General features: G+C 68.8%; 14 protein-coding genes. 7 read left to right on the top strand and 7 right to left on the bottom strand.

The window, feature by feature from the left end; translation table 11 throughout:
• Positions 1 to 24: 24 nt before the first annotated feature.
• Entirely contained in the window at positions 25 to 1515 is a 1491-nt protein-coding gene (gene yczR, locus CFN78_RS25685; RefSeq protein WP_165777710.1) for a MocR-like transcription factor YczR, read from the top strand.
• A gap of 483 nt (positions 1516 to 1998) precedes the next feature.
• Here the strand turns inward: yczR and CFN78_RS25680 are convergent, their stop codons facing one another.
• A complete protein-coding gene (locus tag CFN78_RS25680; RefSeq protein ID WP_094865609.1) occupies positions 1999 to 3342 on the bottom strand; it encodes a hypothetical protein in 1344 nt (447 codons plus the stop codon).
• Between the two features lie 367 nt (positions 3343 to 3709).
• Between CFN78_RS25680 and CFN78_RS25675 the strand changes: the two genes are divergently transcribed.
• Complete coding sequence (locus CFN78_RS25675) at positions 3710 to 4261, top strand: RNA polymerase sigma factor (protein WP_240519698.1); 552 nt, start codon at positions 3710 to 3712, stop codon at positions 4259 to 4261.
• Between the two features lie 5 nt (positions 4262 to 4266).
• Here CFN78_RS25675 and CFN78_RS25670 read toward each other — a convergent pair whose 3' ends face one another.
• A complete protein-coding gene (locus tag CFN78_RS25670) occupies positions 4267 to 5436 on the bottom strand; it encodes a pyridoxal phosphate-dependent aminotransferase (protein ID WP_094865608.1) in 1170 nt (389 codons plus the stop codon).
• 29 nt (positions 5437 to 5465) lie between these two features.
• Between CFN78_RS25670 and CFN78_RS25665 the strand changes: the two genes are divergently transcribed.
• Together CFN78_RS25665 and CFN78_RS25660 are read left to right on the top strand one after the other, a co-directional pair.
• Positions 5466 to 6779, top strand: a complete 1314-nt coding sequence (locus tag CFN78_RS25665; protein WP_094865693.1) for a DUF445 domain-containing protein — start codon at positions 5466 to 5468, stop codon at positions 6777 to 6779.
• A gap of 523 nt (positions 6780 to 7302) precedes the next feature.
• Positions 7303 to 8010: a hypothetical protein gene (locus CFN78_RS25660; protein WP_240519690.1), complete on the top strand. Its 708-nt coding sequence runs from the start codon at positions 7303 to 7305 to the stop codon at positions 8008 to 8010.
• Positions 8011 to 8024: 14 nt separating this feature from the next.
• Here the strand turns inward: CFN78_RS25660 and CFN78_RS25655 are convergent, their stop codons facing one another.
• Together CFN78_RS25655 and CFN78_RS25650 are read right to left on the bottom strand one after the other, a co-directional pair.
• Positions 8025 to 9437, bottom strand: coding sequence for a PAS domain-containing protein (locus CFN78_RS25655; protein ID WP_094865607.1), 1413 nt, complete (start codon positions 9435 to 9437; stop codon positions 8025 to 8027).
• 3 nt (positions 9438 to 9440) lie between these two features.
• Entirely contained in the window at positions 9441 to 10331 is an 891-nt protein-coding gene (locus tag CFN78_RS25650) for a hypothetical protein (protein ID WP_133116479.1), read from the bottom strand.
• Positions 10332 to 10490: 159 nt separating this feature from the next.
• On the opposite strand from CFN78_RS25650, the gene CFN78_RS25645 reads away from it, so the two are divergent.
• Positions 10491 to 10817, top strand: coding sequence for a helix-turn-helix domain-containing protein (locus CFN78_RS25645; RefSeq protein ID WP_165777709.1), 327 nt, complete (start codon positions 10491 to 10493; stop codon positions 10815 to 10817).
• Positions 10818 to 11021: 204 nt separating this feature from the next.
• Here CFN78_RS25645 and CFN78_RS25640 read toward each other — a convergent pair whose 3' ends face one another.
• From CFN78_RS25640 to CFN78_RS25630, 3 genes are all read right to left on the bottom strand, one after another.
• The gene (locus CFN78_RS25640; protein WP_133116478.1) at positions 11022 to 11462 is read right to left on the bottom strand and encodes a hypothetical protein; all 441 of its coding nucleotides are present in this window, start codon (positions 11460 to 11462) and stop codon (positions 11022 to 11024) included.
• Positions 11463 to 11582: 120 nt separating this feature from the next.
• Complete coding sequence (locus CFN78_RS28925; protein ID WP_133116477.1) at positions 11583 to 12122, bottom strand: hypothetical protein; 540 nt, start codon at positions 12120 to 12122, stop codon at positions 11583 to 11585.
• A 121-nt stretch (positions 12123 to 12243) separates the two neighbouring features.
• Positions 12244 to 12516: a helix-turn-helix domain-containing protein gene (locus tag CFN78_RS25630; protein WP_205660650.1), complete on the bottom strand. Its 273-nt coding sequence runs from the start codon at positions 12514 to 12516 to the stop codon at positions 12244 to 12246.
• A gap of 96 nt (positions 12517 to 12612) precedes the next feature.
• On the opposite strand from CFN78_RS25630, the gene CFN78_RS28920 reads away from it, so the two are divergent.
• Both CFN78_RS28920 and CFN78_RS28915 read left to right on the top strand, forming a co-directional pair.
• Complete coding sequence (locus CFN78_RS28920; protein WP_133116476.1) at positions 12613 to 13146, top strand: hypothetical protein; 534 nt, start codon at positions 12613 to 12615, stop codon at positions 13144 to 13146.
• 51 nt (positions 13147 to 13197) lie between these two features.
• Entirely contained in the window at positions 13198 to 13986 is a 789-nt protein-coding gene (locus CFN78_RS28915; RefSeq protein WP_133116475.1) for a hypothetical protein, read from the top strand.
• Positions 13987 to 14135: the final 149 nt, after the last annotated feature.

The following is a 14135-nucleotide window of genomic DNA, read 5'->3' as shown; positions in this document are numbered from 1 at the left end:
AGCCAATGGGGAACAATTGGACTTATGACGACGCAGATCCCGCCAGGTGGACGGGTATCGGGCACCCGGTTGGCCGGCCTGCTCGGGAATTGGCGGCAGAACGGTTCCCGGCGCGGGGCCGCGGATCTCGCCGCCGCCGTGGAGCTCCAGGTGCTCGACGGTCAACTGCCCACCGGGACCAGGCTGCCCGCCGAACGCGAACTGGCCGATGCGCTGGACGTGAGCCGAACGCTCGTGGTGACCGCACTGGACCGGTTGCGGGAGGACGGACTGGTCGCCAGCAGGCGCGGCGCCGGCTCCTGGGTGACCTCGCCCAGCGGCACCCGCGAACCGGGGCTGCCGGTCACCGAGGAGGCGATCGACCTCGCCCGCGCCTCGCCGAACGCCGTGCCCGGGCTGACCGCCGCGGTGGACCGGTCACGACGGCACCTCGGCGAGGAACTCGCCCGGCACGGCTACTGCGACCTCGGCCTGCGCGATCTGCGGGAACGTATCGCCGAGCGGTACACCGCGCGCGGCCTGCCGACCACCCGCAAGCAGGTGATGATCACCAACGGCGCGCACCAGGCATTCGTCGTGGCACTGCGGATGCTCGCCGGCCCCGGCGACCGGGTGCTGGTGGAGCAGCCCAGCTATCCCAACGCACTCGAAGCCATCCGCGCCTCGCACGCGATCACGGTGCCGGTCGGGATCGGGCCGTTCATCGGGGACGCCGAGGGACCCGGCGAAGTGGCCACGGCGATCCCGGCGGGCTGGGATTTCGCCGGGATCGAGGCCGCGCTCCGGCAGGCCGGGCCCCGGCTGGCCTACCTGAACGTCGACTTCCACAACCCGACGGGGCTGCGGCTCGACGCGGAGGGCAGGCAGCGGCTCGGCTCGGTGCTGGCCCGCTCGCGCACCCCTACCGTCGTCGACGAGACGCTGGTGGAACTCGATCTCACGGGTGATCCGCTGGACGGTCCGCCTCCGCTCGCGGCGTTCGCCCCGGACTGGACGATCACCGTCGGCTCGGCATCGAAGTCGTACTGGGGCGGGCTGCGCCTCGGCTGGATCCGTGCGTCGAACGAGCTGATCGGCAGGCTCAGCACCGCCCGCTTCTCCGTCGACCTCGGTTCGCCGGTACTGGATCAGCTCGTGCTCGCCGAGTTGTTCGCCGACCAGGAACCGGTGCTGCGACAACGCCGGGAGGAGATCCGGCTGCTGCGCGACACCCTTGTCGGCGCCGTCCGCACGCATCTGCCGGACTGGACGTTCCGGGTACCCGAGGGCGGACTTTCACTGTGGTGCCGGTTGCCGGAGGCGATGAGCACGCGGCTCGCGGTCGCGGCAGGTGGTCACGGCGTGCACCTCGCACCCGGCTCACGTTTCGCCGCGCACGGCGGCCTCGAACGCTGGATGCGGTTGCCCTTCGCCCAGCCCGCGGACCGGCTCGCCGAGGCGGTGCGGCGGCTCGGTATCGCCTGGACGTCCGTCCGTGGTTCGGGAGCCGGGCGCTGGGACGTGCCGGTGGCCTGAGCTGCCGCCGGACATTCGGGGCGGATGTGCGGGCGGCAGCTCGGGCGGGCATGGAGAAGCCGGTGCGCTGGGAGCGCGTACCCGCGACTCCAGGGACGGAGCGGGCCGCGCGTCCAGCGCACCGGCTTGTGTTCTCCCGGCTCCGGTTGGAGCGGGTTCGTCGCGGCGGCTTCCCGGCACCGCCCCTCGACGTGCCGGGAAGCGCCTGCGACTGGACGTATCCGGGGTGTGTGCCGCCGCTCGGCGCGGTGAGCGGCGGCGTCCGGATACGTGCTCGGGGTGGTCCCGGTGCCGCGGGGGCAACGCGGCACCGGGACCGAGGGCCCGACACGGCCGGACGCGGTCGGCCGAGCGGGAAGTTCGGTGATCGGTGTGGGAAACCCCGGGACACTTCAGGTCAACGACTTCGCGGTACCCGCGGCACGGAACACTGAAGTTGATCTTGAACTGGACGTGGATCGCCTGCGGCGACCGGGTTCGGCGTCAGTCGGGGGACGTCGTCGGCAGGCCGGAGTCCCTGCCCGCACCGTCAGCCGAGTGGTCGCGGCTGGTGCCCATCAGCCGAAGCTGGGTGAGGTCCGCGGCGGCGGCGAGCACGGCGTGCTGCGGCCTGCCCGATCCGGTGTCGTGGCCGGGTCCCGCGTGAGAGGTCGAGGTGGCCGGTGCGCACGGCGACACCGGACTGGGACGTTCGCCCGAACCACCGGACGAGCCGCCGCCCGCGCGGGTGCCGTCGTCACCGCGCTCGGCGGGGGCCTGCGCGGTCAGCGACTTCGCGCCGTGCTGTTCGGCCGCCGACACGGTGCGCAGGTACGCGGAGCCCTGCGGCGTCGTGGTGCCCGCGGTCGAAGGGGGTGCGGCCGGGGCGGGTGCGGGGAGTGCCTCATCCGGGGTCGCCGGTGGCGGTCCGGCGACGGGGGGCGTCCCACCGGGAACGCCTGGCCCGGGCACGTCCGGTGCGCCGGGGCCGTCCGGCAGCAGGCCGGGCAACTCGGGGAAACCGGGCAGCTTCGGCAGATTCGGCAGGCGGGGGAACTCCGGCAGCGTCGGGAGCTGGATGTTCGGCAGGCGGGGCGGCGTGATGTGAACGGGCAGCACGTCGGCGATCCCGCCGAGCGCCCCGTTTATGGTGTCGCTGACCCCGCTGAGCGTGCCGTTGACCGTGTTCGTGACCCCGCCGAGCGTGCTGTTGATGGTGTCGCTGACCCCGCCGAGCGTGCCCGCGAGGCCGCCGAGGAGGCCGGGCTTGGCGGCGGGCCGGTCCGGCACGGCCGCGACGTTTGTGGCCGGGGTGCTTGCGGTGGCCGGCGTACTTGTGGTCACCGGGGCGGTCACGGCGTCCGCGGTTGCCGGGGCGCTGGTCGTGCTCGCGGAGACCTGGCCGGCTTCGTCGCCCGCCGCCGGGGTTTCCGCTGCTGGGGTGCCCGCTGGAGCCTCCGGCTTCGGGTTCCCCGCGGCTGCGCCGGTGGCCGGGAGCGTGCTGGGGGCGGACTCGGCACCGTCCTGGCCGGCACCGTCCTGGCTCGCGCCGTCCGCAGCGGGCTGGTCTCCCGCCGGCTCGTCGCCGGGTAGCTCGTCGCCGTGCGGTTCGTCGCCGTGCGGCTCGGGAACCGCCGCCTCGGGCGGGCGGGGTTCAGCGACGGCGGGCGCGGTGACCTCCGGGGCCGCCGGACCGTCGAGCGGACCGGTCGACTCGGCGGAGGCGGTCGCCGCGAAGACGGCACCGAGCAGCCAGGCACCGGCGGCGGCGAGCACGAATGCGAACATCCTGGCCAGCGGCCGCGACAGCGTGTGGACGGCGGGGCACGCCGGTTCGGTACTGCTCACCGCCCACCACCACCGTCCGCGCGTCGGCAAGGATTCCGCTGATCTTGCCGGGGCTGTATGACCTGGTCACATCCCCCGGGACTGCGATATTTCTAGCATTCTTCGCGAGTGTTCCACCTCGCTGCCGTGCGATCCACCCCGTACGGCGCAACAGAGCTACCGGCCCCGGGCATCCGCCAGGCGCAAGGTTACTCAGGGTGTGCCGACTCGATTCGGTGACACCCGCGCACCGGCTATGCGGGTTACTACTCAAATTCGTTCTGACCTCGCTGTTCGCGGAGCGTATCCCGCTTGTCGCCCGTCTGTAGCGGTAGCCGGATGCGACGGGCCGTGACGAGCGGTCGGAGAACGAGAGGTGGTGGCCGGAATGGATCTGGCCGAGGTGGTGCGCAGGGCCGGGCGCGGCGACGAGCTGGCCTGGGCGTCGCTGGTACGCGAGACGACGTCGTTGCTGTTGCGCGTCGCGCGGGGGTACCGGCTGGGTGAGGCGGACGCGCTCGACGTCTGCCAGACGACCTGGGCGACGCTCGCGGACGCGCTGCCGACGCTGCGCGAACCGGCTTCCCTGCCGGGCTGGCTGGTGACCACGGCGCGCAGGCAGTCGCTGCGGCTGCTGGCGCAGCGACGGCGTGAGATTCCCGCACCGCCGGAGCCCGCCACGGACGCCTCGGCCTCGCCGGAGGTCAGGGCGCTGGCGGCCGAGCGGGCGGCGGCGTTCTGGCGGGCGGCTGAAGCGGAGCCCGAGAACGAACGCCGGCTGCTGACGTTGCTGGTGAACCGCCCGGAGCTGACGTACGCGCAGCTCGCGGCGGAGATCGGCGTCGCACCGGGCAGCGTGGGGCCGTTGCGGCGACGGTGTTTCGACCGGATGCGCAGGCGCCTGGTCGCCGCGGGCTTCGAGGCGTCCGACCTCTGCTGATCCGGTCAGGTCAGTGTGTGCAGGCGGGCGACGGCTTCGTCCAGCACCTCGTCGCGCTTGCAGAAGGCGAAGCGCAGCATGTGCCGCCAGTCGTCGGGATGGTCGGTGAAGACGTGCACCGGGACGGCCGCGACGCCGACCTGTTCGGGTAACCGGAACGCGAGGTCGGCGGCGTCGGTGAACCCGAGCGGGCGGACGTCGGCGCAGACGAAGTAGGTCCCGGCGGACGGGCGGACGGCGAATCCGGCTTCGGTGAGGCCCGCGGCGAGCCGGTCCCGTTTCCCGGCGAGTGACTTCCGCAGGTCCTCCACCCAGCCGAGTTCGTGGTCGAGGGCGTACGCGACGGCGGGTTGCAGCGGTCCGCCGGAGACGAACGTGAGGAACTGCTTGGCGGCCTTCACCGCGCCGACGAGTTCGGGTGTGGAGCAGACCCAGCCGATCTTCCAGCCGGTGCAGTTGAACGTCTTGCCCGCACTGGAGATGCTCACGGTCCGCTCCCGCATCCCGGGCAGGGTGGCGAGCGGGATGTGCTCGGCGTCGTCGAAGACCAGGTGCTCGTACACCTCGTCGGTGACGGCGATCAGGTCGTGCTCGACGCAGACGAGGGCGAGCGCTTCCAGTTCGGCGCGGGTGAACACGGTGCCGGTGGGGTTGTGCGGCGAGTTCACCAGGATCGCGCGGGTTCGCGGCGTGACGGCGGCGCGGACGGCGCCGACGTCGAGGGCGAACCGGCCGCCGTCACTGGTTTCGGTGAGGGAGACGACGCGGCGGGTGGCGCCTGCCATGGCGACGGCGGCGGCGTACGAGTCGTAGTAGGGCTCGATGACGATCACCTCGTCGCCCTGCTCGGTGAGTGCCAGCAGGGAGGCGGCGATCGCCTCGGTGGCGCCGGCGGTGACCAGGATCTCGGTGTCCGGGTCGTAGTGCGTGCCGTAGCGCGAACGGTGCGTTGCGATGGCCTGCCGCAGCTCGGGGCGTCCGGGTCCGGGCGGGTACTGGTTGGCGCCGCCGTACAGGGCGTCACGTGCGGCGTCGAGCATTCCGGCGGGACCGTCGGTGTCCGGGAATCCCTGGCCGAGGTTGACCGCTCCGGTGCGGACGGCGAGTGCCGTCATCTCCGCGAAGATGGTCGAGGTGAACGGCCGGAGCCGGGGAACGAGAGCGGGTTCGCGCATGTTGGCTGATCCTCACGGACAATGGGGTGGTGGAGCAACTGACGGCGAGTAACACGAGTAGCCCGGCACGGCCCCCCGGCGGGCTCGCGGGCGGCCTCGCGGACGACGAGGCGAAGCAGCGCGGTCTGCGGAAGATGAAGCTGGTGGCACTGTCGTTCCTGGTCGGGGCGGGTGTCGTCTTTCTGTTGGCGAGCTGGGCGCAGTCCGCGGGCTGGCCCGGCTGGGTCGGTTACGTGCGGGCGGCCGCGGAGGCGGGCATGGTCGGTGCGCTCGCCGACTGGTTCGCGGTGACGGCGTTGTTCCGGCATCCGCTGGGGCTGCGGATCCCGCACACGGCCATCATCCCGCGCAAGAAGGACACGCTGGGGCGCAGCCTCGGCGATTTCGTCGGTTCGAACTTCCTGGCCGAGGACGTGGTGCGCGACAAGCTGCACCGCCTCGACATGTCGAGGCGGCTCGGCGGCTGGCTGTCGCAGCCGGAGAACTCGGAGCGGGTGACGGCGGAGCTGTCGACGGTCGTGCGCGGCGCTGTGACGGTGCTGCGGGACGAGGACGTGCAGGCCGTGATGGAGCAGGCGGTGGTGCGCCGGGTGGTGGACCAGCCGTGGGGGCCGCCACTGGGCAAGTTGCTGGGCGGGGTGTTCTCCGACGGGGCGCATCACAAGCTCGTGGACCTCATGTGCGATCGCGCCTACGAGTGGGTGCGAGACAACCACCAGACGATGTTGCGGGTGGTGTCGGACCGGGCGCCGACGTGGTCGCCGAAGTTCGTGGACGAGATGCTGGCCGACAAGGTGTACGGCGAGGTGCTGGCGTTCGCGTGGGCGGTGAAGACCGACGTGAACCATCCGATGCGGCTGGCGGTGGACAAGTTCCTGGTGGAGTTCGCGCAGGATCTGCAGACCGACCCGGACACGATGGCGCGGGCCGAGCAGGTCAAGCAGCAGGTGATCGAGCACGACGAGGTGCAGAAGCTGATCGGTTCGGCGTGGGCTACGGCGAAGGAGATGCTGCTGACGGCTGCCGAGGACCCGTCGAGCGAGCTGCGCAAGCGGGTACGCGCGGGACTGGAGAGCCTGGGCGGCAAGCTGATGTCCGACGACGCCATGCGGTCCAAAGTGGACGGATGGGTCGAGGGTGCGGCGGCGTACGTCGTGCGCAACTACTCCGGTGAGATCACGACGATCATCACCGACACGGTGGAACGGTGGGACGCGGAGGAGACCTCGCGCAAGATCGAACTGCAGGTCGGCCGGGATCTGCAGTTCATCCGGATCAACGGCACGGTGGTCGGCGCGCTCGCCGGGGTGGTCATCTACGCGATCGCGCAACTTCTGTTCTGACCGGTGCGGCGCGAGGGTGCGGCTTTGCCCGCGGGAGAGTTGAGTAGTTCTACGCTGCCCGGTTTTCGGGGCCGTCCGTAATGTTTCTTCGTGAGGGGAGCAGGGGGGCTCGAGGGGGGCACCTCGACGGGGACGTGCGGCACCGGTGGCCTGGGGAGGAGCACCAGCCGCACGTCCCTTTCCTGCTGTCCGGCGACCTGTCTGCCACGACGTCCGATATCCCTGTTTGCGGCCCGCCACCCCTCTTCGGCCTGACCCGTCCGGCAGTTGTCCACAGGTTTCGTGGTTGTCCACAGCTCTGTGGACAACCAGGTGTGGATGGGGACTGGTTGAGTTTGTGGTTGAAAATCGCTGACCAGGCACGATGGTATGTGTGGGCGTGATGGTGTCGTTGTTGTCTGGGTTTACGCAGGTCGGGTGTGGTCCTGCTGGCCGCGCGGGTCCGCATTTGTTAACCGGGGTGGGTGCTGGGGTGCCATGCTGGTGACGACGATGTGATCGACGCTGCCCTGGGGGTGCTGGAATGGTGACTGCTGCGTTGACGCCGCAGATGCAGACGTGTGTGGACAGGTTTGCGCGGGCGTTGTTCACGCCGTCGAAGTTGATGGCGCTGCACCCGAGGAAGCAGGGGCATCCGGGTAACGCGGCGGCGTTGGCTCCGGCGATCACGCTGGGGGTGATCTCGGCGTTCGAAGGGTTTGTGGAGGACTTCTTGGCGACCGTGTTCTACCTTCAGGGGCAGAGCTTTGGGCAGATCGCGAAGAAGCTGAGCATCAACAATCCTGACGTCGGCGTGGTGGATGAGTTGGTGCGGCGCGAGTTTCCTGAGCTGAGAGGCAAGATCGGCGTTGATTTCAGCGTTGATGTGTGGAGCCCGCCTGGGGTTGGGAAGTCCTTTTGGTTGCCCAGGTCGTTGAACTGGGAGGCGACGAAGGCTGAGGCGGCGGGGTGGATGCAGGTGCGGCACTGTCTCACTCATGGCTTAGCGAGTGGGTGGGGGCCGGAGGTGTGGCCAGGGCCGACGAAGAACAAGACCCCGCCCGCGTCGTCGGTGTTGAGGCGGAACAGTGACGGCAAACATTCGCTCGGGCTGCACGGGGCTATCACCTGCGCACGTGTCTATGTAGCAGGTGCCAGGCATGTTGCGACGGTGCTGGCGTTGGAGTTCGAGCAGAAGCTGTTTTGGAAAACCGTCCCAGATTTCCCGTTGAAGGCCGCGCCTGTGCCGTAGCGTCGTGGCGTGGTTCAGGCGGCGATTTGGATGGCGGGTGCGCGGGTCCGGGCCTGTTGGCGGCGTAGATGAATCTGTCTAGCCATCGCGTTCTCCGCCATCATGAACGACAGCATGACGAGGCGTTGGCTGGTGGGGCTGTAGGCGGGGATGCGGCCGTTCCAGAAACGGCGATCCAGCACCGAGTGCAGGTTTTCGGCGGAGGGCCGCCACCCGTAGATCGTGTCGAACAGCGGGTTCGGCTGGTCCTGGGTGGAGGGTGGGATTTGGCGGACGTGTTCGGCCCGGTTGAAACCGCGTTCACGGTCGTTGGGTGTGGTGTCGATGCGGACGCGGATGGGGCGGCCGCCGTCGACGTGGATGGCTCGGTACCAGCGCCAGGTGCCGTCTTTGTTGCGGCGGCGCTCCAGTTTGTGTTGCTTCACGGGGACGAGGGTGCGGGGTTGGTCGGTGCGGGTGAGGACTGTCGCGGGGGTGCATAGGTCCCCACCTGCCGCCCACAGTTCCCTTGGCCGGGCGCGGGGCGTGTCGGGATAGACGGTTTCCAGTTTGGTGGGTGGGGTGTCGCCGTGTTGTTTGTTGACGACGACCAGCCCCGCCTTCATCAGCCGGTCGCGGTGGGCACCTCGTAGCGCCCCGTCGTACACGACACCCTGTACACCCCCGACTGCGCGGCGTGCGAGGTCTTCGACCATCCTCGTGGCGAGTCCGGCTTCCCCTCCGTAGCCTTTCCCGGGTTGTTGATAGCGACATCCGACGATGACGCGGGAGTTGGTGTCGTCGCTGCGGACCGACAACAACACAAATTTCGGCCCGTACTTGGGGTCGCCGTCTTCACCACCTTCGACATACCAGTCTGCACCCGTGTCCTGACGTCGGAGGTTTCGTTTGTCCGCTGTGTTGCCACGGATTGGTGAGGCCGTGACGGTGCCATCCCCGGCGAGGTAGGTGGAGCGCTGCGGGTTCGCGAAATCGGTCTTGGCATCCGGGCTGAGATGGCCGAGTTCGCGGGCACGGGCCAGCGCCAGCCAGGTGCGTTTAGCGTGGTTGTACTCGTGGCGACCCATCCCTTGACCACCGAGACGACGCGCGGCGTCGATGCCGAGGACCCCAGCGACACCGGATTTGATTGCGCCCCAGTAGAACTCGTTGAGCATCGCGCCTTCGGCTTTCCGGGCGGAGCCGTACACCATGATCAGCGCATGAAAGATCATGTACATGTACGTGGGGTGTTTGCGGGGCCGTCCCGGCCGACCAGGCTGCTGGTCAGGCAACACCGTGGCGAGTTCGTACACATGTGGGTCGGTGACCACAGCCATCACCCGGTCGATGTCCATAATGGACAGCCGGTTCAGCGCGCGCACATCCTTGTCGGTGAGGGTGGTGCCCTCGCCGAGTGGGAGTGTCTGGACGCGCTGGCGGGCCATGGGTTACGCGCTCACCCGCCACTCGTAGCGGATGGTGCGGGCGGCGGCGTCGAGGCTGCGGACACCGAGAACCCTTGCGGCGTCCTCGATCTGCCAGTGGCGCAGAAACGCAGCGCGTGCGGCGTGAGCCGGGAGCGAGGCCGGGCGGAGGGTGGGGTCGCCGCCAAGTCCCGCCTTGGTCAAAACCCGCCGGAGCGCGGTCGATACGAGGTTTTTCCGTTGCACCCAGTCCCCGACCAGCCCGGCGACAGGGAGGTTGCGGTCGTCGATGTCGGCGAGCCGGTCATGCAGGGCCAGCGCCGACCACGAGTCGAGGACGAGAGTGCGGGCGTCGATACGTTGGCCGCAGCCGGGGAGGCGGACCACACCACGGTCCAGGTCCACGTTGTCCGGGTAAACACCGCCGACCTCGGCGACGTGCGCGCCGGTGAGGGCGAGCGCGGCCATCGCGCCGTGGCGGCGGCCCAGCTTGTCCCACCGGTACACCGCCCAGGACTTCACCCGCTCCGCTTCGGTATCGGTGAGCGGTCGGATGGTGGTTTCGACGGGTTTCGCGGGGAGGTCGGTGTCGCGGGCAGGGTCCGCGTCCGTGAGCCCGAGGGCGCGGGCCGTGCGGTAGGCGTTTCGCAGGGCCACCCTTCTGCCGTGCTGTGTGGGCAGTGCGGGTTCACGGAGCCGCCCTTTGCTGTCCTGAAGGGGACTGCGGACGATGTCGTCGACCAAATCGGGGTCGATGTCGTCGAGGCTGACGATGCCGAGCTGGGCGGCGAGGGTTTCGAGCTGCCCGGCGAAAACGCTCCACTGGGCGACAGTGGATGCGCTCAACTCACCTGCCGCGATCTGTGCAGCCCAAGCTGCGCGAATCTGTGTGAGGGCCTGGGAAAGCGCGCTCATGATGAGCTGAATGAGCTGGTGGACAGGGGGACCGTCATCAGGTGCAAGGGCAACCTCCCGGCGTACGTAGCGATGAATTGATTCATCACTATGCCGGTGCACTCCGACAGAAAGCAAGCAACCCTTCGGCCCATCGATCCGGACAGCTACCCTGACCGCGTGCCCCGCAGACGCTCCGTAAAGCCGCCAAACGAGTCCCTGGCCAGTGGGGAATGGCCCGACGGCCCCCTGAAGTCCAACGCTCCCGACGAAGCCCGCGCAGCCCAGCAACTCGCCCGGAATGTGCGCGCCGCCATGACCACGCAGGGCCTGAGTCAGCACAAGGTCGCCGAGAAAATGGATATGGACCAAGGGACGATCAGCCGCCTGCTGGCCGGGACGATCTACATCGACACCGCCACCCTCGCCAAACTGGAAGCCGTCCTGAAGGAGGAGTTGTGGCCCCACCGGGCACCGAAGCCGCCAGCGCAGGGCAAGACTGAATGATCGAGTGTGGGCTGTGTCAGGGCGTGCGGCACCAGCCGAGCGACCCTTGCGGGCCTCGGTGGCTTGCGGGCAAGAATGTGCCTCGCTACCCTGAACGCAGATTCTTTGGTTGCAGGGCGCTCCGGTGTGATGACCGGGGCGCTTTTCTTTCCCGCTATGCGGTTGTCGCATCCCCGACAGCCCCAGAAGGGCCGTCGACACGAACTACTCCTCTCGTCTGGCCTTCGGGATCGCGGCGCGCAGCGCACCAGCGGGAGTGCGGGCATAGCGCCCCCGGTCGACGTGGACCAGTAGGCCGATCTGCGCCAGGTTCGACAGCAACGTCGACGCCCGCTTCGTCGACACATCCACGCCGTGCGCGGCGAGCCGGGCCCGCAGCGCGCTTGGTGTGATCACCTCGGTGGTCGGCACGAGGTCGTAGATGAGGCGGCGCTGGGTACCAGGACGCGGCAGGCGGTGGGCGCGCTGCACGGCGGCACCGTCGAGTACGGCGGCCAACCCGTGCCAGATGTGGGCCGTGGCGGTCGTGTCGGCGCCGGGGGTACGGGTGGCGTGCTCGATCTCCAGGCCCTCGGCGACGAGCGTCGCGACGCGGGCACGCAGCACGGCGAGGCGGTCGCGTTCGGGCGGGATAGAAGATCGCATGAGTCCACAGTTACCCACGCTGACCTGCGGCTCAAGGGGCAATTTGCGCCGTGACGGTCCCCCTAAAGCCGTCATCCCTGTACCCCGCCACGATCACCCAGATACAACTGGGCCCCGTGTTCACGGGTACGTCTGCTGAACCTCGGATGGCATATTGCGCCGGACCGCAGGCTCATGCAGCGCCATCGCCTCCCGCAGTGTCGGCCACCGACGGCCCGCGATCGTGTCGAAGATCGAACTCGGCCCAATGTCGACGACCGCTCCCACCCACTTCGCCGCCAAATCCCGAGGGTGCTCCCGCTCCAGCCCAAGCAGATTCAGGTCGCCGCCATAGCGGCCGCTCTGGTGGGTTCGGCGACGATGAACAACCAAACGCTGCTCCTCGTTGAGCCAGCCCAGGTACACCTGAGCTACCCACCCGGCTGTCCTGATTCCTTCCGGGAAGTTGCGCCGCATGACATGGCTGTCCCGGAACGCGGCCCAGTCCTCGGGAAGGACTGATGGTTCGAGGGGTAGGACCTCGCGGCGCGGCGCGAGGTCTATTTCAAGCTGCTCCCGGTGCTTCAGGAAGACATATTCCGGAGTTACTGCCTTGCCATCCCACGCTGGTTGCCACCGGGCGAACTCGCCTTCACGCCATTTCCCCGTAGTGATACCCACAGCCCTACCCCAGCCGGTGTGGATTGTTGAATGCGGCGGCGTGGACCACGGTCGCTCGTCGGCGCACTGCCCATGAATTCTGGTGCCCAAGACTCGGAATTCCACGGCTGACGAACACCACTCAGGACGTTCCTTCCGTGCCGTGGTCCGCGCAAAGCTGCCGCATCAGGTCGGCCAGTGGGACATCTAAGGCATGGGCCAAACGGTGCCAACTTTCCAGGCTGCCACGCGTCCGTCCCTGGGCGATGTCGATGATGGAGGAGCGGGCGATGCCCGTCATGCGCACGAGCGCATCGAACGATAATTGCTGGTCCTTGCGGTGTTTTTCGAACGCTGCCCGGAGCGCGTCGTAGTCAGCATCCGGGATGGGGCGGTAGGGGCTCGGCTCAGGCACGGCCCATGTGATCCGCTGGCGATCTCCACGGGCAGTATGGAAAACCGGACTACGTGCTAGTAACCTCGCCGGGGCCACGAACCCGAACCCAAAGAGGTGAAGATGCTAAGGACACAAGGGGCTTTCAGTGGGACCGTCACAACCCTCGCCGCACTCACAACCGCACTCGCCATCGCCGGATGCGGCAACGACCAACCAGAGGAGCTTCCCCAACAGGGGGTTTCCCCGGCCGCTGACGAGGGCCCGCCGAAAATCGGTCGAGTCGCTGACGGCATCGACCTCAACTGGGGCGAGCTAAGCACCAGACACAACAAAGTGGGGAACGGGCGCAACACCACCATCGGCGGCGAGGTGACCTGCACCAACACCCAGGTGGTCATCAAGAGCCCGTCCAGCGACACGAGTGTCACCGTCACCAGGGACGGCCAAGTCACTGTCGCGGCCGAGGGACAAACCATGCAGCCCGTGCAGAACAGCGGGCAGTGGACGCCTCAAGCCGTCCAGATCGACGCCAAGGGGTTGTCGGTGTGGACCGACGATGAAGGTGACATCCACCCCGCCGTGTCGGTCGAAGGCACCGTCCTGTGTGGTGTGCCGCCCGCACCACCGACCACGACCACCGGGTACTGAGGGGGCCTGGGGATGGACGTACCGAGAACAAGCACCGTGGAGGTGCTGGCTGTGGCGATGGCCGTGGTGCGCCGCGACGGGCAGTACATGCCCGCAGCCCGAAGGGCGATCTCGACCGGACTGAAGACGAAGAACTGCCTGGACGATCCGGGGTCACCCCGTGCCTCCTACTACCAGCCCACACCCGTCGACGAGGCGGAAGCGCACGTGATCGCGGGATGGATTCAGGCTGGGATGCCCGGGGCGGATGACCCCAGCTATCGGGAGCGGATGCAGGTAGCCGCCCCTGCGGGAGGCGTAGGAGACGATGACATCGAGTTCGTGGCATCGGCAGTTGGGGCATACCGCCGTGCTTGTGCCCGCGCCCAAGGCAACACCGTGTCTCCGCAACCCGCGACGGCCCCACCACAGACACCGGCAGATCCGGGGCCTGCTCAAGCGGTGTGGGGCCCACCGACGCCACCGCAACCGCCCGAGGTACCGGACCGGCGCAGTCTGGTCACCGGGGCGCAGGCGTGGACCGTCCCCGCCTGCGTCCTCCCCACGATCGCCATCTGGTGGCCATCCCTGTACGGAGCCACCGGTAGCGCCGGGGCCACCGCGTTCGGGGTCGCAATTCTGGCGGTGCTCGCCGCAGGCGTCGGGCTCGGCCTGGGCGCGATCATCGGACGCCTCCGGCATTACGGCAAAGTGCGCGCCAGGCATTGGCATCCGGCTGCCGTCGCTGCCCGGGAACGCGAACACGTCGGCCGAGCACAGGCCAACGCGATGCGCACCCCCACCCAGGTCGTGGCCGACGAACTCCATGATCTGCGGGAAGAGTTGCGCATGCGCTGGTGACGAAGCGGACGGAGGCGAGTCAACGATCGGATCGCTGGGAAACCAGCAGGGTCGTTCAAGGTGCCGCTGGGCAGCGAGGAGCCGTTTTCTACCGGGAGGTGGTGCGCGATCGGCAGCGCTACTCCACTCGGGTGGCGCTGAGGGAGGGT

The sequence above is a fragment of the Amycolatopsis antarctica genome (assembly GCF_002262875.1).
Lineage (GTDB): Bacteria > Actinomycetota > Actinomycetes > Mycobacteriales > Pseudonocardiaceae > Amycolatopsis > Amycolatopsis antarctica.
The sequence above is the reverse complement of the archived record's forward strand: the minus strand, read 5'-3'. Positions and strand labels throughout refer to the sequence as shown.